Origin of the sequence: Streptomyces sp. NPDC058000, from assembly GCF_042886435.1 — a bacterium.
Lineage (GTDB): Bacteria > Actinomycetota > Actinomycetes > Streptomycetales > Streptomycetaceae > Streptomyces.
Genome location: NZ_JBHVQS010000021.1, coordinates 30,992 through 49,774, shown reverse-complemented (window position 1 = coordinate 49,774; position 18,783 = coordinate 30,992). Strand labels below are relative to the sequence as shown.

13 protein-coding genes and 1 pseudogene are annotated in these 18,783 nt (G+C 70.5%); 7 read left to right on the top strand and 7 right to left on the bottom strand.

Annotated features, from left to right (window positions below; translation table 11 throughout):
* Positions 1-167: 167 nt before the first annotated feature.
* Entirely contained in the window at positions 168-710 is a 543-nt protein-coding gene (locus tag ACFVT2_RS21340; RefSeq protein WP_390020056.1) for a DinB family protein, read from the top strand.
* Positions 711-1,170: 460 nt separating this feature from the next.
* Here ACFVT2_RS21340 and ACFVT2_RS21335 read toward each other — a convergent pair whose 3' ends face one another.
* A complete protein-coding gene (locus tag ACFVT2_RS21335; protein ID WP_390020053.1) occupies positions 1,171-1,869 on the bottom strand; it encodes a hypothetical protein in 699 nt (232 codons plus the stop codon).
* 425 nt (positions 1,870-2,294) lie between these two features.
* Between ACFVT2_RS21335 and ACFVT2_RS21330 the strand changes: the two are divergent.
* Positions 2,295-3,290: pseudogene (locus ACFVT2_RS21330) on the top strand (MFS transporter); the annotation flags it as partial.
* Positions 3,291-3,367: 77 nt separating this feature from the next.
* On the top strand, positions 3,368-5,287 hold the full coding sequence (locus ACFVT2_RS21325; RefSeq protein WP_390020051.1) for a helix-turn-helix domain-containing protein: 1,920 nt from the start codon (positions 3,368-3,370) through the stop codon (positions 5,285-5,287).
* Positions 5,288-5,326: 39 nt separating this feature from the next.
* On the opposite strand, the gene ACFVT2_RS21320 is transcribed toward ACFVT2_RS21325, so the two are convergent.
* On the bottom strand, positions 5,327-6,049 hold the full coding sequence (locus ACFVT2_RS21320) for a TetR/AcrR family transcriptional regulator (protein WP_390020050.1): 723 nt from the start codon (positions 6,047-6,049) through the stop codon (positions 5,327-5,329).
* A gap of 174 nt (positions 6,050-6,223) precedes the next feature.
* Here ACFVT2_RS21320 and ACFVT2_RS21315 point away from each other — a divergent pair, with 174 nt between their 5' ends.
* The 4 genes from ACFVT2_RS21315 to ACFVT2_RS21300 all read left to right on the top strand — a co-directional run bounded on the left by ACFVT2_RS21315 (position 6,224) and on the right by ACFVT2_RS21300 (position 12,958).
* A complete protein-coding gene (locus tag ACFVT2_RS21315; RefSeq protein WP_390020048.1) occupies positions 6,224-7,666 on the top strand; it encodes an APC family permease in 1,443 nt (480 codons plus the stop codon).
* A 70-nt stretch (positions 7,667-7,736) separates the two neighbouring features.
* Positions 7,737-9,374, top strand: coding sequence for an amidohydrolase (locus ACFVT2_RS21310; RefSeq protein ID WP_390020045.1), 1,638 nt, complete (start codon positions 7,737-7,739; stop codon positions 9,372-9,374).
* Between the two features lie 539 nt (positions 9,375-9,913).
* On the top strand, positions 9,914-11,149 hold the full coding sequence (locus ACFVT2_RS21305; RefSeq protein ID WP_390020043.1) for a cytochrome P450: 1,236 nt from the start codon (positions 9,914-9,916) through the stop codon (positions 11,147-11,149).
* A gap of 285 nt (positions 11,150-11,434) precedes the next feature.
* The gene (locus ACFVT2_RS21300; protein ID WP_390020041.1) at positions 11,435-12,958 is read left to right on the top strand and encodes a chitinase; all 1,524 of its coding nucleotides are present in this window, start codon (positions 11,435-11,437) and stop codon (positions 12,956-12,958) included.
* A gap of 88 nt (positions 12,959-13,046) precedes the next feature.
* Here the strand turns inward: ACFVT2_RS21300 and ACFVT2_RS21295 are convergent, their stop codons facing one another.
* The 5 genes from ACFVT2_RS21295 to ACFVT2_RS21275 are packed head-to-tail and all read right to left on the bottom strand — an operon-like array spanning position 13,047 to position 18,539.
* The gene (locus tag ACFVT2_RS21295; RefSeq protein WP_390020038.1) at positions 13,047-14,234 is read right to left on the bottom strand and encodes an MFS transporter; all 1,188 of its coding nucleotides are present in this window, start codon (positions 14,232-14,234) and stop codon (positions 13,047-13,049) included.
* 5 nt (positions 14,235-14,239) lie between these two features.
* Positions 14,240-14,920: a GNAT family N-acetyltransferase gene (locus tag ACFVT2_RS21290; RefSeq protein WP_390020036.1), complete on the bottom strand. Its 681-nt coding sequence runs from the start codon at positions 14,918-14,920 to the stop codon at positions 14,240-14,242.
* Positions 14,921-16,165, bottom strand: coding sequence for a type III PLP-dependent enzyme (locus ACFVT2_RS21285; RefSeq protein ID WP_390020033.1), 1,245 nt, complete (start codon positions 16,163-16,165; stop codon positions 14,921-14,923). It abuts the gene before it with no gap.
* On the bottom strand, positions 16,162-17,493 hold the full coding sequence (locus tag ACFVT2_RS21280) for a DUF6271 family protein (RefSeq protein ID WP_390020030.1): 1,332 nt from the start codon (positions 17,491-17,493) through the stop codon (positions 16,162-16,164). The genes ACFVT2_RS21285 and ACFVT2_RS21280 overlap by 4 nt, the downstream gene beginning before the upstream one ends.
* The gene (locus ACFVT2_RS21275) at positions 17,475-18,539 is read right to left on the bottom strand and encodes a phytanoyl-CoA dioxygenase family protein (protein WP_390020027.1); all 1,065 of its coding nucleotides are present in this window, start codon (positions 18,537-18,539) and stop codon (positions 17,475-17,477) included. Before ACFVT2_RS21275 ends, ACFVT2_RS21280 begins: the two co-directional genes overlap by 19 nt.
* Positions 18,540-18,783 lie beyond the last annotated feature (244 nt).

The following is an 18,783-nucleotide window of genomic DNA, read 5'->3' as shown; positions in this document are numbered from 1 at the left end:
GTTTTGACACTCGGAGCCCCCGGCCGCTGCGCACGCCGCACCTGCGGATGGCCTTCTCAGACGCTACGTCCTCGAATGGAACTCATTGGTTTTCTGATCAATAGTTGGTGGAGAAGGGCACACTGGGTCGCGACCGGACCACGGTCACGGAACCCGGGGAGGGACCCATGGACGCTGACTGGGCGCATGAACTCGGCGACCAACTGGACTGGCACTGGCGGGAACGACTGCGTCCCCGGCTGGTGGGGCTGACCGACGAGGAGTACTTCTGGGAGCCGGTTTCCGGCTGCTGGACCGTGCGCCCGCGCCGTACCGAAAACGAGATGGGCGGCGGACAGTTCACCGTCGACTACGCCTTCCCCGCCCCCGCCGCTGCACCGGTCACCACTATCGCCTGGCGTTTGGCACACCTCACCGTCCACGTCCTGGCCAAGCGCGCCGAAATGTATTTCGGCGGGCCGTCGATCGATTACGACAGCTATGTCTACGCCGGCACTGCCGCGGCCGCACTGGATCAACTCGACCGGGCCTACGACGACTGGTCGGCTGGTATGCGTGCGGCCACGGCGGCAGAACTCGGGCGTCCGCTCGGACCGAACGCGGGCCCGTTCACCGGCCGCCCGCTGGCGGCGATCGTCCTTCACGTCAATCGCGAGGTGATTCACCACGGAGCCGAGATCGCGGTGCTGCGCGACCTGTACTCAGGTTGAACTCGTGGAGTCCGGCGATGTGGACGCGTTGTAGCCCGTGATCAGGCCAGTCGGCGGGAGGCAGCCGTCGAGCAGGTGCGGCCGGTACGGGATCTTCTTTAACGTGTGCTTGATGGCTCGGGTCAGGTGCCGACCGTGGAGAACTGCTGGCGTTTCGGACCAATACGAGGGTCCACACGCAGTCGACCGCCGAGGCGTAATCGATGTCGTCACTCCACTCGTGTTCCGTCATCGTGCCGCTTCAGGCCGCACGCTACCGAGTTGGTGGCGTGGAGGGAGTTTGCGGTCTGACCCTCGGGGTGAGTGAAGGGGGCCCATGCGCCGGTTCGCGGATCGAGCTGGTTCCTGGCCTGCCCGCAACAGCCAGATCTGAGTCCCCGCCCCGAACTCATTCCACCACCGGCACGTTCGCGTCCCGCGGCGCCTACATGGTCATGCGCCGCCAGTACTCCGACCGCCGCTATCGCAGAAGCAGCGCGGCGAGATCCATGTCTGCGCGGATCCCCGCGTCTTTCAATGGACGCTCATCGCCATCCGAACCAAGATTATTCTTCGCCCACAGAGTGCCGATGTCATTCAGTACGCGGCCCGCCTTACGATCAATCAAGACCCAGTGCGTACCGTAAGTGTACGGCTCCACAAAATCCCGGAGCGTAGTCCAAAGCCTGTCGAGGAAATCAGAGACCGTTGCCCCCTCAGGCAGAGGGAACTGTGCCTGCAGAATGGACTCGTCCACCGCGCTGAGGTCGACAGTCAACACGCGGCTCGCAATACCATCATGGGCACTCGCAATGGCTTCACTCACCAGCTGCACCGTCTCTGCCGGAGTCGCCTTATCGGAGAGAAACGAAGGCAATACAGACTCCAACGTTTCACGAACCACCTCTTCGAGTACCTCGACCTGCCTCTCCGACCCACGTCGCATGCCATCAACATAGGTCCGGACGGACACATGCTCGGGGAAGTCGCCAGGCGCATATAACACCTCAGGCTTCCGCCAAAGAATGGTGAAGAACGCCCCAGAAACCAGGATGGGAAAGACGATCGCGAACAGCGCCAGCGCCCCTTGAACCCAGCCACTCGCCAACGCGGCAACAACACCCGCCGTCGTCTCGGACAACCCGAGGAAAAGCGAAATTATCCACAGAGGGTTGACCACCCTCGGTAAAGCACCTACGACAGAACCAGCATCACTCGGCATCGCCCAAGCATGGCAGAGCGCACACTCACAGGTCGCAGGACCCATGTCCCAATACCGCTACAACCATGACGACGCCAGCGAGAACTCGGCACCCGCATCGTGCCATGTAGTACCGCGGGAAGCTCCCCCGCTGGCATCACGTACCAAGATCCGGACCAGGTGCGGACCAACCCGGCTTCGCATCGGGCGATTCCGCCCTTTGCCGCGGGTCAGAAGCAGGTGACGCCGTGTACCGCCAGCAGACCAAGAACCTGCTGAAGTGTCCCCGTCGTGCACTGCACTGATCATTGGGTCGGAGCAGACCTGCTTCGCCGGGTCTCCCCCGAAGCGCACAGCGATTCCATGTGCAGGCACGGCACGGCGACTTGCCGGCGCCCGGTTGTGGTTTCGCCCTCGGTGGTGAGTGGGGTGGAGCGGTTCTCCTGGTCTCCGAACACGGCGATGCCGAACGGCGCGGCTTCTGGGCCTCGTGGCCCCAAGGCGGCGCCCCGGCGGGCAATCTGCTCGCCGTCGGTGTCCTGTCGTTGATGACGACCCTGCAGAGCGATGCGACGTTCGCCGCGTGGGGTTGGCGCGTTCCCTTCCTGTTGTCGGCGGTGCTGGTCGGCGTCGGTCTGTGGGTCCGCCTCTCCGTCGACGAGTCGCCGATCTTCCAGGAGGCGCTGGCCAAGGCGGATCGGCGCAAGGCCGCGCAGGCCGCCGAACAGCCGCCGCTGCTGGCGGTGTTGCGGAACCACTGGCGTGACGTGCTGGTTGCCATGGGGGCGCGGATGGCCGAGAACATCTCGTACTACGTGATCACGACGTTCGTGCTCGCCTACTGCGTCGAGCACCTGAAGGTCGAGAAGCAGGCCGCGTTGAATGCCGTGTTGATCGGCTCCGCGATCCAGTTCTGCCTCATTCCGCTGTTCGGGGCGCTGTCGGACCGGATCGGGCGCAAGCCCGTCTACCTGGCGGGGGCGGTCGGCGTCGGCGGGTGGGCGTGGGCCTTCTTCGCGCTGCTGGACACCAGGTCCTTTCCGGCCCTCGTCCTGGCGGTGACGGTCGGGTTGGTGTTCCACAGTGCGATGTACGCGCCGCAGGCCGCGTTCTTCTCCGAGATGTTCGCCACCCGCATGCGGTACTCGGGAGCGTCCATCGGTGCCCAGTTCGCTTCGGTGGCGGCGGGAGCGCCGGCGCCACTGATCGCGACCGCGCTGCTGTCGTCGTACGGCAACGCGACACCGATCGCGCTGTACGTGACGCTGGCTGCGCTGCTGACCGTGGGCGCGCTGTTGGCCGCGCGGGAGACCCGCGGGCGCGACCTGGCCGACGTCGACGCGACCACTGACGGTTCGTCAGCTCCGCCTGCGGGGGAGACAGCTGCTTCGTCCGCCTGAGATCCTGCGACGGGAGGGGGCGAGAAGTCCGGCCCCTCCCGTCGCCCGTCGCCCTCCTTCCCACCATGGCTCGCCACATGACCCCAGACACCACCTCCGCCGCTCCGTACCTGCGCCGCCTGCTCGATCTCCTCAGCGAGGGTGCCCCCGCCGAGGAGATCGGCGTGGTCGCCGCCGAAGCGCGCGTCGAGGGGGTCGGCGGGCAGGACCTGGCAGAGGTGGAGAGCGCCACCCGCACCGCCCTGCGGATGCGGAGCGTGCTGCGCCAGCACCGACGGCGCGAGGCGGAGCTCGCCGCGCTGTTCGACACGGCCGGCGACCTGGCCGGACTGCGCGACCTCGACGCCGTCCTCCAGTCGATCGTCCGCCGCGCCAGGACGCTGCTCGGGACCGACACCGCGTACCTCACGCTCCCCGACGCGGCGGCCAACGACACCTACATGCGGGTCACCGACGGTTCGGTGTCCGCGCTCTTCCAGGGGCTGCGACTGGGACTGGGCGACGGGCTCGGCGGCCTGGTCGCGCAGAACGCCAAACCGTACGTCACACCCGACTACCGCACCGACAACCGCTTCCGCCACACCCGCACCATCGACGCCGGGGTCCTGGACGAGGGTCTGGTGGCGATCCTCGGCGTACCGCTGCTCCTGGGGTCCGGCAGCGGCGGCGAGGTCATCGGTGTGCTCTTCGCCGCCGACCGCACACCACGGGCCTTCTCCCCCGACGAGGTCGCCCTGCTGTGCTCGCTGGCCGCGCACGCCGCCATCGCCATCGACACCGCCGAGGCGCTCACCCACACCCGGGCCGCCCTCGCCGACCTGGCCGCGGCCAACAAGGTCATTCAGGAACACGCCGCCGCCATGCAGCGCGCCGAGGAGGCGCACGACCGGCTGACCGATCTGGTGCTGCGCGGCGGCGATGTCCCGGAGGTGGCCGCCGCGGTCGCCGGGCTCCTGGACGGGGCCATCACGATCCACGACCCCGAGGGACGTGCCCTCACCGCCGTGGGTCCCGGCGGCACCACGTTCACCGGCGGCAGCACGGTGGCCGAGGTGGTCGCGGACGCCCGGACCGCCGGCCGGACGGTGTTCCACGACGGCCGTTGGACGTGTGCCGTGCTGGCCGGGCAGGAGTTGTTGGGAAGCCTGGTCCTGTACGGCCGGCCCGACCTCGACGACGCCGACAAGCGGCTCTTCGAGCGGGCCGGCGTCGTCACCGCGCTGCTCCTCCTGCAACGGCGCTCCGTCGCCGAGGCGGAGAACCGGATCCGCGGCGAACTGATCACCGATCTCCTCAACGCCCCGGACCGCGATCCCGCCGGCCTTGCGGAGCGCGGCCGCCGACTGGGCTTCGACCTCGATCGCCCCCATCTGCTGCTGGTCGTGGGGGCGGATGCCGCATCCCGCCAGCAGCTCACCGCGGCCGCGCTGCGCTACCGCTCCGCCGGCGACAGCATCAGCGCCGAACACGCCGGAGCCGTGGTCGTGCTGCTCACGGACGACGGCACCCCGCCGGGCGAGGCCGCCAGGGCCGCCGCCACGCACCTCACCCAACTCACCGGTGCGCCCGTGACGGTGGCCGCGGCCGGACCCGCAGCCGGACCCCAGGCACTGGCCGCCGCCCACGCCGAGGCGGCACGCTGCCTGCGGGCGTTGCGCGTGCTGGGGCGGGTGGGCGGTGCCTGCGCCGCCGACCTGGGCTTCCTGGGGGTGCTGCTCGGTGACGAGAAGGATGCGGACGGGTTCATCACCAGCGTCCTCGGACCGCTCCTGCGGTACGACGACCAGCGCGGCACCGCACTCGTGCGCACCCTTGAGGCGTACTTCGGCTGCGGCGGGAGCCTGACCCGGGCCAAGGACGAACTCCACGTCCACGTCAACACCGTCGTACAACGCCTCGACCGCATCCAGACCCTGCTCGGCCACGAGTGGAACAGTCCCGAGCGTGCGCTGGAGCTACAGATCGCGCTCAGACTCCACCGCCTGGCCGGGAGCTGAGGCATCGTCAGTTCAAGCCGAGTCACGGCGTGGGCCGGATCAGGGCCCTTGGGGCGGTTCGGTCGGCCGCGGTAGGCGGGCCGCCGTGGCCTCCAACAGCAGTTCCAACGCGTACGGGTAGCCGCTGCGGCGCATGTCGGCGGCCAACAGGGACGCGGTGGCCGCGATGTTGGGATGGGTACTGGCCGCCAGGCGACCGTAACTGGCCTGCCAGACCTGGTGATCGGCGGTCCGCGCGGCGGCGGGCAGGGCCAGGGCGGCCGCGTCCAGGGCGGCGAACCCCAGGCTCTGGTCGACGAAGGCGTGGTAGATCCGGACCGCGTCCGGGTCCGGGAAACCGGCCCCGCGGAGCACGCCGAGGATCGCCTCGACGGCGCGGGTCTCGTGGGTGCGCCCGGTGGTCCGGTGGGCGGCCAGCAGTGCCGCCTGGGGGTGTGCCTGGTACGCGCGGTGGATGCGCAGGCCGATCTCGCGCAGGTCGGCGCGCCAGTCACCGGTGGGTTGCCAGCCGTGCTGGGCGCGTCCGATGAGTTCGTCGGCGACGGCGAGGAGCAGGTCGTCGGTGTTGCGGAAGTACCGGTAGACGGCGCTGGGGTCGGCGCCGAGCGCGGCGCCCAACCGACGGACCGTCAGCGCCTCGGAGCCGTGCTGGCCGACCAGGCGGAGCGCGGTCTCGACGATCAGTTGCCGGGAGAGCACGACGCCCTGTTTGGTCGGTCTTCTGCGCCGCCGCTGCGGCTCGGGAACCACTCGTTCGGCCATGGACCCGCACCTTACGACAACGTCATTGACCTGAGAAGTGTGCGAGGGCTTTCATGTCGAGCCAACCGGCCATCCGGTCGGATTCCTCACGAGTACGGCGGTGATCCATTGCCAGCCAAGGTCAAGGACACGAGCGCACATCCGGGTACGACCGACGGGCACCCACCGACCGGCATGCCCAGGTCGGTAGGGGTCGGCGGCGCGGTGGTGATCGCCGCGTCGAGCACCGCGGCCACCTCCAGCATCGGCATCGGACTCGGGCTGATGGCCGGGGTCGTCGGCCTGCACCTCCCGGCGATCATGCTGGTGGCCTTCCTGCCGGTGCTCGCCATCGCCGGCGCGTACGGGCGCCTCAACCGCGTCGAACCCGACGCCGGCAGCAGCTACCGGTGGGTGGGCCGCACCCTCAACCCCTGGCTGGGCTTCCTGACCGGCTGGGTCAGCGTCGTCGGCACCGTCGTCTTCATGGCCTACACCACCGCGGTGACCGGCTCGGCCGTTCTCCAACTGCTCGGCGAGGCCACCGTCCACCGCATCGGCGGGCTGACGCTCGACCCGGACTCCACCCTCCAGTCGACCCTCGTCGGTCTGACCGTCCTGATCGCCGCCTCCCTGGTCGCGGTCCGCGGGCTCGACCTGGCGGCCCGGCTCCAGCAGTACCTGCTGGTCTTCGAGTACGCCGTGCTGCTCGGCTTCTGCGGCTACGGCCTGTTCGCCGGTGACCAGCCGTGGTCCCTGGCGTGGTTCAACCCGTTCGCCATCCCCTCGTTGTCGGCCCTCGCCCAGGGCATGGTGCTGGCGGTGTTCTGCTACTGGGGCTTCGAATCGGTCTTCAGTGTCGGGGAGGAGGTCCGCGACGCACGCGACGCCTCCCGCGGCGGCTTCATCGCCCTCACGCTGATGATGCTGCTCTTCCTCTTCGCCGGAACGGCCTTCCAGCGGGTGCTCCCGTTGGGCGAACTGGCCGACAACGGCGCGCACGGGCTGACGTACTTCGGCGCCAAACTGGCCCACCAGCCGCTCGCCGCCCTGCCGTTGACCGCCCTGACCTTCTCGGCGGCGGCATCCCTACAGGCCGCGGTCATCCCCACCGCACGCGGCATGTACGCGATGGGGCGTGACGGCACACTGGGGCCGGTGTGGACCCGGCTCCATCCCCGCCACCGGACCCCCGCCGCCGGCACCCTGCTCATCACGGCGATCGCCATCCTCCTGGCCCTGCTGTCGCTGGTCATCCCCACCGTCGGCGCGTTGATCTCCGCCGCGGTCAACGCCATCGGCATCGTCGTCGCCCTGTACTACGCCCTCACCGCGATCGCGGCCGCGGTGCGCTTCCGCTCGCTGCTGCGTACCGCGCCCGGCGAGGCGCTGCGGGTGGTCGTCGCGCCGCTGCTCGGCGCGCTCGTTCTGCTCGCCGTCGGCGGATACCTCACCTGGGACTTCTACCGGTCGACGGACCACTTCGCACTCGCCGCGGACAACGGCTGGTTCGAGCTGGCGGTGGTCGCGTTGATGCTCGTCTCCGGTCTACTGGCCGCCGCGTGGGCCCGCTGGCACCGGCGGGCACCATACTTCCTGCCGCGCTCCGACGAGGACGCGGCGATACCCAGCGCCTGACCGACCACCACGCCCCTGCCCCCTGCCCCCGCGGATCGTTCGCGGACCCCGACCTGATGGGAGTGCCCCTATGACCAAGGCCGACCTCCTCTTCACCCACGGCCCCATTCACACCGGAGACCCGGCCCGCACCCGTGCGAGCAGCCTCGCCGTGACAGGCGAACGGATCACGGCCGTGGGCCACGACGACGTCCGGGAGCTGATCGGGCCCGGCACCGAAGTGGTCGACCTGACCGGCAAGTTGCTACTGCCCGGCTTCCAGGACGCGCACATCCACGCCGTCTTCGGCGGTCTGGAGCTCGCCGAGTGCGACCTCACCGGAACCGTCGGCGTCGACGAATACCTGCGGCGCATCCGAGAGTTCGCGGACGCACACCCCGAGCGTTCCTGGATCACCGGTGGCGGCTGGTCACTGGAGAGCTTCGCCGGCGGACTGCCCACCCGCCAGCTGCTCGACTCCGTGGTGCCGGACCGCCCGGTCTACCTCCCCAACCGCGACCACCACGGTGCCTGGGTCAACACCCGCGCCCTCGAACTGGCCGGCCTCACCAAGGACTCCCCCGACCCGGCCGACGGGCGGATCGAGCGCGAGGACGACGGTACGCCGAGCGGCGTCCTCCAAGAGGGCGCCACCGGCCTGATCACCCGGCTGGTGCCGCAGCGCACCGCCGCCGACCGCCTGGCCGCCCTGCTGCGCGCCCAGGAACTGCTGCATTCCCTCGGCATCACCGGCTGGCAGGACGCCCTGCTCGGCTCCTTCCACGGCCAGGCCGACCCCTCGGACGCCTATGTGGCCGCCGCCCGCAACGGAAGCCTGACCGCCCGGGTCACCGGCGCGCTCTGGTGGGACCGCGAGCGCGACGCCCGGCAGATCCCCGAACTCACCGCCCGCCGTGGCGAGTTGACCCACGGTCGGTTCCGGGCCGGCTCGATCAAGATCATGCAGGACGGCATCGCGGAGAACTTCACCGCCGCCATGACCAGCCCCTACCTGGACGCCTGCGGCTGTGCGACCGCCAACACCGGACTGAGCTTCGTCGATCCGGCGGCGCTGCGCGAGTACGTCACCGCACTCGACGCGTTGGACTTCCAGGTGCACTTCCACGCCCTCGGGGACCGTGCGGTCCGCGAGGCGCTGGACGCCATCGAGGCGGCCCGCACCACCAACGGCCGCCGCACCGCCCGGCACCACCTCGCCCACCTCCAGGTCGTCCACCCCGACGACCTGCCGCGCTTCGCCCGGCTCGGCGCCATCGCCAACATCCAGCCGCTCTGGGCCGCCCACGAACCCCAGATGGACGAGCTGACCATCCCCTTCCTCGGCCCCGAACGCGCCGGCTGGCAGTACCCGTTCGGCTCCCTGCTGCGGGCCGGCGCCACCCTCGCGGCCGGCAGCGACTGGCCCGTCAGCAGCCCCGATCCGCTCGCCGGCCTGCACGTCGCCGTCAACCGCAGGGAACCGGACACCACCGACGACCGGATCTTCCTCCCCGAACAGCGCCTCGACCTCACCACCGCCGTCGCCGCCTACACAGCCGGTTCGGCGCACGTCAACGGCCTCGACGACGCCGGCACGCTCCAGGTCGGCCACCTCGCCGACCTGGTGGTCCTGGACCGTGACATCTTCACCGCCCCGGTGGAGGAGATCGCCCAGGCCGGCGTCCTCCAGACCTACGTCGGCGGCGAGCGCGTCCACTCGGTCGGCTGATCCCACGACGCACGAGCCGGACCGGGCGAAACCGGGCCGGGGCCACCGCCGTCGCGCGGTGGCCCCGGTCCGGTTCGGTGCTCCGATGACCGGGGCGACGTTCCACGCGTACCGGGTGGTTGGCGGGCGGCGCTGCCCGGGCTCAGCGTGGGGCGTCGAGGGGCGCCCGTGGCCGGTCTGCGGCACTGTCCGGGAGACACACACCAGCGGTTTTCGACCACGGTGCTCCACCCTGCTCCCCGGAAGCCCCAACGCCCCCTCCCGGCTCCCCCTGAACAGGCCCTGAGCAGCACATTCGGCCGAGTGCGGCCACGGCGTGCTGCGCGATCCTCCGCGGGTAGCCATAAGGGCAGGGTGCCCGCGCGCCTCCCAGGACCCCGTCGTCGCGGACTCGGACTCCGCCCCGCCGCACCGCACCGACGCGTTGCCCGCCTTCCCCACCCGCCGCCGGATCACCCCCCTTCCACGCCGCGTTCCCTCCGCACTTCCCGTCGCCCGTACTCCGCGTCCGCGACACCCGTCCCGAAGGAGAGCCGGTCATGCCCCAGCAGTCACCCCACGTCCTCGATCCGTCCGGACAGGACCGCCAGGCCGAGGACGTCGCCTTACGGGCCCGCGGCCCCGTGATCCGGGTCGATGTGCTCGGCGAGGAGGCGTGGGCCGTCACCGACCCCGAGTTGTTGAAGCGGCTGCTCCTGGACCCGCGGGTGTCCAAGGACGCCCACCGGCACTGGGACCGCTTCCCCGACCGGACCACCGACTGGCCCCTGAACCTGTGGGTGGCGGTCGAGAACATGTTCACCGCGTACGGCGCCGAACACCGGCGCCTGCGGCGGCTGATCGCCCCCGCGTTCGCGCCGCGGACCATCACCGCGCTGGGGCCCGACATCGAGCGCTTCACCAGTCAGCTGCTGGACGACCTCGCCACCGCGGAGGCAGGTGAAGTGGTCGACCTGCGCGAGCGGTTCGCCGCCCCCCTGCCGATCCGCGTCATCAGCCACCTGATGGGATTGCCCGACCACCTGCTGCCCGACTTCCGCTGGGCCGTCAACGGCGTCTTCGCCACCAACGTCACCGCCGAAGCGGCCGCCGCCAACACGCAGCACCTCTACGCCGCGCTGGACGAGTTGCTCTCCCTCAAACGCGACCGGCCCGGCGACGACCTCACCACCCGCCTCATCGAGGCCCGTGACCCCGAGGGCCAGGGGCACGGCCTCACCCACCAGGAGGTGCGGGACACCCTGCTGTTGGTGGTCAGCGCCGGGTACGAGACCACCGTCAACCTCATAGACCAGGCGCTGGTCGCCCTGCTCAGTCATCCCGAACACCTCGCCGCCGCCCGGTCCGGCGCACTGTCCTGGGGCGACGTCGTCGAGGAGACCTTGCGCTGGCAGGCACCCGTACCCCTCCTCCCGATGCGGTTCGCCACCACCGACATCCCGGTGTCGAACGGAACCGTCATCCGCAAGGGGCAGGCGATCCTCGCCGCCTATTCCGCCGCCAACCGGCACCCCGCGCCGCACGGGCCGAGCGCGGACCGGTTCGACCCGACCCGCACCGACAAGACCCACCTCTCCTTCGGCCACGGCGTCCACCTCTGCCTCGGTGCCACGCTCGCCCGACTCGAAGCCACCACCGCCCTGCGGATGCTCACCGCCCGCTTCCCCGACCTCTCGCTCGCGGTGCCCGTCGGCCGTCTCGTCCCCCTCCCGTCCTTCCTCACCAACGGCCACCAGGCTCTTCCCGTCCTCGTCCGCCGCGACCGGGCGGTGTGACCCGACGTTCCCGATCGCCGGGCCGGGTCGGGTCGGGTTGTGCATGCGTTCGGCGCGCCCGGCCGGCGTGGTCCGAGCGGCGATCCAGGTGCCGTCATGCGCGGGTGGGTGGTCCAGCGCGGCGAGCGGGTGCTGGACAGGGCCGTGGCGATTCCCGACTCCTATTGGTCTAGTCCTCCCTTGGTCCAGTCCATTGACATGCCCCTGACTCCAGGGTTATCCCAGAGGCAACACCGCTGCTTACAAGGGGAGTTGGCGGTCAACCTCCTCACACCCGGGACAGTCATGAGACGCAGGCGCACCCTCCGAGCGGTCCTCACCGCTACCGTCACCGCTGTGGCCACGGCCGGCCTGACCGCCCTGGGCGGCGGCGCCGCCCACGCGGCGACCCCGCTCCCGGCCCACGTGTTCGCTCCCTACTTCGAGTCGTGGACGGGCGAGAGCCCCGCCGCGCTCTCCGCCCAGTCCGGTGCCAAGCACCTGACGATGGCGTTCGTCCAGGCAGCCACCAAGGGCTCCTGCACCGCCTACTGGAACGGCAGCACCGACACCCCCATCTCCACGGCCTCCTTCGGCAACGACATCAAGACCATCCAGGCGAACGGGGGTGACGTCATCCCCTCCTTCGGCGGGTACACCGCGGACACCACCGGCACCGAAATCGCCGACAGCTGTACCGACGTCGACCAGATCGCCGCCACCTACGAGAAGGTGATCACGACTTACGACGTCACCCGGCTCGACATGGACATCGAGGCCGATTCACTGGACAACACCGCCGCCGTCGACCGCCGGAACAAGGCCATCAAGCTCGTCCAGGACTGGGCGGCGGCCAACGGGCGCACGGTCCAGATCTCCTACACCCTGCCGACGACCACCCACGGGCTCACCGACAGCGGACTCGCCGTACTCCAGAGCGCGGTCCGCAACGGCGCACGCGTGGACGTCGCCAACATCATGACGTTCGACTACTACGACAACGCCACCCACGACATGGCCAAGGACACCCAGACCGCGACCCAGGGACTGTACGACCAACTCGCACCGCTCTACCCGAACAAGACCCCGGCCCAGCTGTGGGCCATGGTCGGCATCATCGAGATGCCCGGCGTCGACGACTTCGGCCCGGCCGAGACCTTCACCCCGGCCAACGCCACCGAGGTCTACAACTGGGCGGTGGCCAAGGGCATCAACACCCTGTCGTTCTGGGCACTCCAGCGGGACAACGGCAGCTGCCCCGGCGCCCCGTCCGGCGACACCTGCTCCAGCATCCCGCAGAACACCTGGGACTTCAGCCACGTCTTCGAACCGTTCACCGGCGGCAGCACGGCACCGGCCAACGACTTCTCGCTGACGGCCAGTCCCGCCACCGGCTCGGTGGCCGCGGGCGACCGAGCCACCGCAACGGTGCGGACCGCGGTGACGACCGGCGCGGCGCAGCCGGTGGACCTCGCGGTCAGCGGGGCCCCCGCGGGTGTCACCGCCTCGCTGAGCCCCACCTCGGTGACGGCGGGCGGCTCCTCGACGCTCACCGTGACCACCACCGCGGCCGCCGCCTCCGGCACCTATCACCTCACCGTCACCGGTACCGGTCCGTCCGGCAACCACAGCACGGCGTACGCGCTGACCATCACCGGCGGGAGCGGCAACCAGTGCACCGCCGGCCCGTGGACCAGCGGCACGGTCTACACCGGCGGCCAGCAGGTCTCGTACCGGGGACACAACTGGAAGGCCAAGTGGTGGACGACGGGCGAGGAGCCCGGCACCACCGGTGACTGGGGTGCCTGGCAGGACCTCGGCGGCTGCTGAACCGCCCTACGGCCCGGCCGCGTCCGGGCCCGTGGACAGCCGCGGTCGCGCCCCCGGCGAGGTGCGACCGCGGCCGCGGTGGAGCGGATCAGGCAGGTTCTCCGGAAGCCGCGGGAGCCGGCGTCGTCCGGGACGGCCAGCGGATCCGCGTAGCGCACAGCGTCACGACGACCGCCGAGGCGGCGACGGCGCCCATCCCCCACACCAGGCCGACGGCGTTGGCGACGAAGCCGATGAACGGCGGTCCGGCCAGCAGGCCGAGCGTGCCCATCGCGGCGACCAGCGTCAGTGCCTGGGCACCCTGCCCGGCCGCGGCCACGTAGACGCACGGGGTGACGGCCGCGATCCCCAGACCGACGCAGGCGAAGCCGATCAGGGCCGGCACCGCGCCACCGCTCAACAGGGCGAGCGCCAGGCCGACGCCGGCCAGTGCGCTGCCGGCGCGGACGAGGGGCCCGTCGCCCCAGCGGCCCCGCCAGCCGTCGGCGAACAGCCGGGCCAGGACCATCACACCCGAGACGACGGCGATGCCCATGGGTGCCAGTTCCGCCGATGCCCTGGCGACGTCCTTCAGGTAGAGCGCCGACCAGTCGTTCATGGCACCTTCGGTCACCGTGCCGAACGCCATGGCGCAACACATCCACAGCGTCAGGCGGGACGGCGACGCCCATCGGCCGCGGCGCTTCGGCTCCTTGTGCGCCGCGGGCCGCTCATCGGCCAGCAGGCCCGGCCCGGCGTATCCCACCAACAGCAGCAGGACGGCCGCGGCCACCGCGAAGTGCGCGGCCACGGCCGAGGTCACCGCGGTCATCCCCGAAGCGAGGACGGCCGCGGCCAACGACCCACCGCTGAAGGTCGCATGCAGTTTGGCCATCGCATGGCGCTGGTGCCTGGCTTCGAGCGCGGCGCCCTGCGCGTTCATGGCGACGTTCAGGCATCCCACGAGAACGCCGTCCACGCCCATGACCGCCAGGGCGGTCGGGTAGTTGGGCGCCGCCGCCAACGCGAACAGCAACAGGGTCAGGCCGAGCGCGGACAGCAACGCCAGGCGCCTCGCCCCCAGCCGGCTCATCAACAGCGTGACCAGGGGGAACGACACCGCTGCGCCCACCCCAGTGGCCATCAGCAGCACCCCCACTTCCGCGGCGGTCAGACCGAGATGTGCCTTGATCGCAGGGATCCGTGCCGCCCAGGTGGCGTACTGGAATCCCAGCGAGCAGAACAGCGCGGCAATCGCCAACTGCGCCCGCAGGAAGGGATCGTGCACGCGGAACACCGGAATCATTCCCCTTCGTCGTCGTGTGGTGCCGGACCGCGCAACGCCGCGCCGGCCGGCTTCGGCCCCTCGGCGCGGTCCGCCCGCACCGGCCTGGACATGTAGACGGCCTGCCCGCCGTAGGCGCCCGGGGGGACCACGCCGTGGTGCGGGGCGAATCCGTTCGCCCTCCAGAAGGTCTCGCTGCCGGCGACGGCGACCAAGGAGATCTGCTCGTACCCGCCCGCCCTGGCCGTCGCCGTCAGCTGGCGCAGGAGCCGCTTGGCGAGCCCCCGGCCGCGGAGTGGCGCGGCGATGACGAGGTCGTGCAGGTGGAGGTTGCGCGACGGGACGGCGATCCCTTCCGCGGTCCGATCCGCGATCCAACATGCGGTCCGATCTACGGTCCGATCTGCCGCCCCTTCCGTGGTCCCTTCCGTGGCCCCCTCCGTAGTCCCCTCCGTAGTCCCTTCCGCGCGGCTCAGATCCGGGTACTGGAACATCGGGTAGGGCAGCGCCAACAGGTAGCCCGCGAGCCGCTGTGGGAGGGCGAGCGCGAAGCACGTCGCCGGCGAGGCGTGGGCGCGGGACCGCAGTACGGCCGGCTCCTCCGAGAGGCCGAGGGCGGCATAGGCCCGGGACTCCAGCGCGGTGATGCCGTCCCAGTCACCGTCCGCTATATGCCGTATGCGGGCGTCGTAGCTCATCTACCACCCACCTCCCGCGGCCGCCCGGGCGCGCGCCGGCCGCCCGGGTCGCCGTGCCCGGTCGAGTCCGCTGCCCGCACCGTAGATCCAGGTGTACGGGAGCGGGCGGAAGCCGTTGAAGCCCTGGGTCAGGTAGCTGATGGCGTAGGCCCCACAGGACAGCACCCAGACCGGGTCGCCGGACACAAGGTCCGTGGGCACCTGGACCAGGCCGTGCTCCGACCCGAAAGCGTCGTCGCTGTCGCAGGTGGGGCCCGCGACGACGGCCGGCAGACACGCGCTACCGGCGTGCGCGGGGAAGACCAGCCGGTACTGCAACTGGTCCATCTCGTACAGGCCGTTGAACTTTCCCACGCTCAGGTACAACCAGTGCGCCCGGGTGCCGTTCGGTTGCTCCCGACTGGTCAGCCGGGTCACCTGCGCGCGGATGGCGCCGTGGTCCGCCACGAGGTAGCGGCCCGGTTCCACCAGGAAGTCCAGGTGGTGGCCGCAGACCTCCGTGAGGTGCGCCATGCCCTCCCGGATCACGGCGAAGATCTTGTCCACCGGCGGGTCGAGCGGTCTGCCGTGCCGGTCGGTGTAGCCGAGGGCCGGCAGGCCGCCGCCGAGGTTGACGTGATCCACGGATATCGCCCGTCGGCGCAGGGCCGCCAGGGTTGCGGCCGTGCGGTCGAAGGCCCTGCGCCAGGCATCGGCCGTCATCTGCTGCGAGCCGACGTGGAAGGACAGCCCGGACGGGGTCAGCCCGGCGTCCCGCGCCGCGGCCAGCACCCGTACCGCATCGGCGGGCGAACAGCCGTACTTGTTGCTGAGCCCCCACAGCGCCCCGTCCCCGTCGGTGGCCAGCCGGCAGAACACCCGGGCGCCGGGGGCACAGGTGGCGATCGCCGCCGCGTCTTCCAGGCTGTCCGTCGCGTAGTCCCGGACGCCGAGCCGGTGGGCCTCGGCGAGGTCCCGGTCGGACTTGACGGTGTTGCCGTAGTGGATCCGTTCGACCGGTACGCCGGATCGGAGTGCCTGGGCGATCTCGCGGGGTCCGGCCGCGTCGACGCCCGCCCCCCGCTCGGCCAGACAGGCGAGTACGGCGTCCATGGGGCAGGCTTTCATGGCGAAGCGGACGGCGACCCCGGGCAACTCCCGTTGCAGTGCTGCGTAGTTGCCCGCGATGCCCGCCAGGTCGAAGACGATCTGGTCCTCGGTCGCGGCGGCCAGGGCGGCGCGCAGGAAGGCATTGTCGTTGATCATCGGCGTGCTCGGTCCGGCTGCCACCGGCGCCCTTGCGGGCCGGCGGCCCGGCTCGCCCCGGTCAGTGGCGCCCAGGCTTCGATGAGGAGGGCGAAGTCCGCCATGTCCTGCCGGGCTTCGTGGAGCAGGCGCTCGCGGCGGGACACCAGGACGTCGGCGAACGCGGCGTACTTTCCGCCGAGTTTGCGGTAGGAGGCGTCGAGGATGTCCAGTCGCTCGATGTTCTCCGCCGGGTCCAGTCCGGTGCTCTCCCGGACGATCTCGGCAATCGCGGCGGCCCGGACCCGCTGGTGGTCGTCGAGCAGTGCCTGGTTGGCGCGGGCCATCCGGTCGTAGACGAAGGAGAAGTAGAGCATCGAGAGGAAGAACTTCGCGAACCGTGTCTGGTACGCCAGGAATCCCGGACCGGTCCGGCGCTCGCCGGTGTAGTAGTTGACGATGTTGCGGTTGTGGAGGACGCCGGGCAACGTGGCGTCGTGCACCAGGTGGATGAGGAAGTAGTCGCTGCCGATGGTGTTGGTGGCGGGCGGTAGCGGTACTCGCTGGTGCACCTGGTGGAAACTGATGTTGCACATGTCCACCCGCATGGGGTCGACCAGGGTCAGGACGGAGTGGTCGTGGGTGAACGCTTCCGTGCCGGCGCCTCGGAAGGACTCGTCGACGAGCTGCTGTTTGGCCTGGGCCGACCACTGACCGGGCGCCCACAGGCCGACTACGTCGGTGTAGACGTCGGGGTCGGTCCGGTGGATCTCGGCGATGTCCACGGACAGCTCGCCGACGAATGAACTGCCCACCATCGTAACGGACTTGTGGGCGTGCCGCGGATCGAGCGTGGTCGTGGAGACGCCGTGCGCGGCGTCGCTCGCGCGCTTCCCGAGCGAGCGGAGTTCGTGGTGAATCGGGAAGACCGGCGTCCCGTTCAGGGTCTGGTAGCGGCTGTCGGAATCCCGGCGGTGGACGGACTCGCACCCGAGGGCGGCGGCGATCAGGAACGCACGGTTGGTGCAGGCCCCGTAGGAGGGCTCCGCCGGGAGCATCAGGTCCAGCATCAGTTCGGGCTTCGCGATGCCCGCGTCGCGGATCACCTGCCGCAGGAAGTCCCGCTGTGCGGCCTCGCCGAGATGGTGCACGATGACGTTCGGCACCGGGCGTGCTTCGCGTACGGCCTGCGCGTGCTCGGCGAACACCGGGGCGGCGCAGGAATCCAGGATCACCAGGTGGACCTCGACGTCGAAGTGTTCGGCCGCGTGGGCGGCCTCCGCTCCGATGGCCGTGATCATCGCGGTGCAGGCCCGGTTGGTGGGCAGGGTCAGACAGATTCTGCGCATGCGCCAGCTCCTATGGGCTCCGCGAGTTCCCGCCCGTGCCACGACTCCAGGCCCAGGAGTCTGGCGCCCAGGGCGGTCAGGTCAGGCGTGCCGTATCTGAGGGACTCGTGCCGGGTGGCGTCGCCGAGCAGCGTCGCGTTCCAGTCCGGGGTCCGCAGGTGCCGCCAGGAATCGACCCGGGAGTCCTTGAGTTCCCGGTGCGATTCGAGCGCCGGCATCATGGAGAGGTACTGGACCGCGCGGACTCCGTCCTGCGACGTGTTGGCCGCGACCCCGTGTGCCAGCAGGCCGTTCCAGATCAGCAGATCGCCGGCCGCCAACTCCGGCCGTATGACGGGGAGTTCCGCCCGGTCGAAGGTGGGACGGATCGGGTCCCGGTCCGCCGGCTGGAGGGCCCGCCACCCCTCGAATTGGCGGAACAGCTCGGGCGCGCACTGGAATCCACCGCACTCGGGCTCGGTGTCGTTCAGGGCGATGATGCCCTGGACCCGTTGCGGCAGCGTCCCGAGGGAGGTGTCGACGTCCCAGTGGAGCGCGATGTCGAAGCCGCGCTCCGTCGGCGCGATGAGCGCCCGGTCACGGTTCTTGATGTTGGGCGGGTTCAGGTTGAGCCGGTCCAGGGTCACCCACAGCTCTTCGCAGTCCCACACGTCGACGAACGCGTCGTAGACCCGCTGTGTCTGGCGACTGTCCCAGAGGAACTGGTGGTGGTACGCCTCGACGAATCCGTAGACGTGCAGGTCCCGGTCGAGGTCCGAGCGGAACTCCCGGTCCTGGTACCAGGTGTCCGGCCGGTCCGGGTCGAGTCCCTGGAATTCCCAGGCGAAGTCCAACAGGCGCCGGGCCGCGGACGCCGGGATCGCCTGTTTGACGATGACGTAGCCGTAGGTCTGCCAGCAGGCGAATTCCTCCTCGGACAGCACCCGGAGCTTCCGTGTCTTGGCTAGCTCGCGCAAGGGTGTCCGGGCCAGGTAGGTCTCGCCGTCCGTGCTGAAGTACGGCACGTCCGAGGCGGCTCGGTGCAGATATCCGTCAGTCGCTGGCATGCAGCGCTCCAAAGGTCGAATCGATGGGTGCCTGCGCGGAGCGCTCCTGGTCGGGTCCGCTGTCGCGGGACGCCTCGGTGGCGCCCGGTACGGTGCGGCCGGCACCGCGAACGGCGTCCGCGCATCGCGGTGCCCGTACCGCGGCGGGGGCACGGCGCCGTCGTGGTGCGCTGTCGGTGGGAGCGTGGATCCGCGCTGCGGCGGATGTCGTTGCCGGAGGTGAACAAGAACAAGGGTCGGGGCG

What these genes read in the sequence shown, in the direction of transcription:
- ACFVT2_RS21340 (WP_390020056.1), top strand. Translation starts at nt 168, where the DNA reads ATGGACGCTGACTGGGCGCATGAACTCGGCGACCAACTGGACTGGCAC.
- ACFVT2_RS21325 (WP_390020051.1), top strand. Translation starts at nt 3,368, where the DNA reads ATGACCCCAGACACCACCTCCGCCGCTCCGTACCTGCGCCGCCTGCTC.
- ACFVT2_RS21320 (WP_390020050.1), bottom strand. Translation starts at nt 6,049, where the DNA reads ATGGCCGAACGAGTGGTTCCCGAGCCGCAGCGGCGGCGCAGAAGACCG.
- ACFVT2_RS21315 (WP_390020048.1), top strand. Translation starts at nt 6,224, where the DNA reads ATGCCCAGGTCGGTAGGGGTCGGCGGCGCGGTGGTGATCGCCGCGTCG.
- ACFVT2_RS21310 (WP_390020045.1), top strand. Translation starts at nt 7,737, where the DNA reads ATGACCAAGGCCGACCTCCTCTTCACCCACGGCCCCATTCACACCGGA.
- ACFVT2_RS21305 (WP_390020043.1), top strand. Translation starts at nt 9,914, where the DNA reads ATGCCCCAGCAGTCACCCCACGTCCTCGATCCGTCCGGACAGGACCGC.
- ACFVT2_RS21300 (WP_390020041.1), top strand. Translation starts at nt 11,435, where the DNA reads ATGAGACGCAGGCGCACCCTCCGAGCGGTCCTCACCGCTACCGTCACC.
- ACFVT2_RS21290 (WP_390020036.1), bottom strand. Translation starts at nt 14,920, where the DNA reads ATGAGCTACGACGCCCGCATACGGCATATAGCGGACGGTGACTGGGAC.
- ACFVT2_RS21285 (WP_390020033.1), bottom strand. Translation starts at nt 16,165, where the DNA reads ATGATCAACGACAATGCCTTCCTGCGCGCCGCCCTGGCCGCCGCGACC.
- ACFVT2_RS21280 (WP_390020030.1), bottom strand. Translation starts at nt 17,493, where the DNA reads ATGCGCAGAATCTGTCTGACCCTGCCCACCAACCGGGCCTGCACCGCG.
- ACFVT2_RS21275 (WP_390020027.1), bottom strand. Translation starts at nt 18,539, where the DNA reads ATGCCAGCGACTGACGGATATCTGCACCGAGCCGCCTCGGACGTGCCG.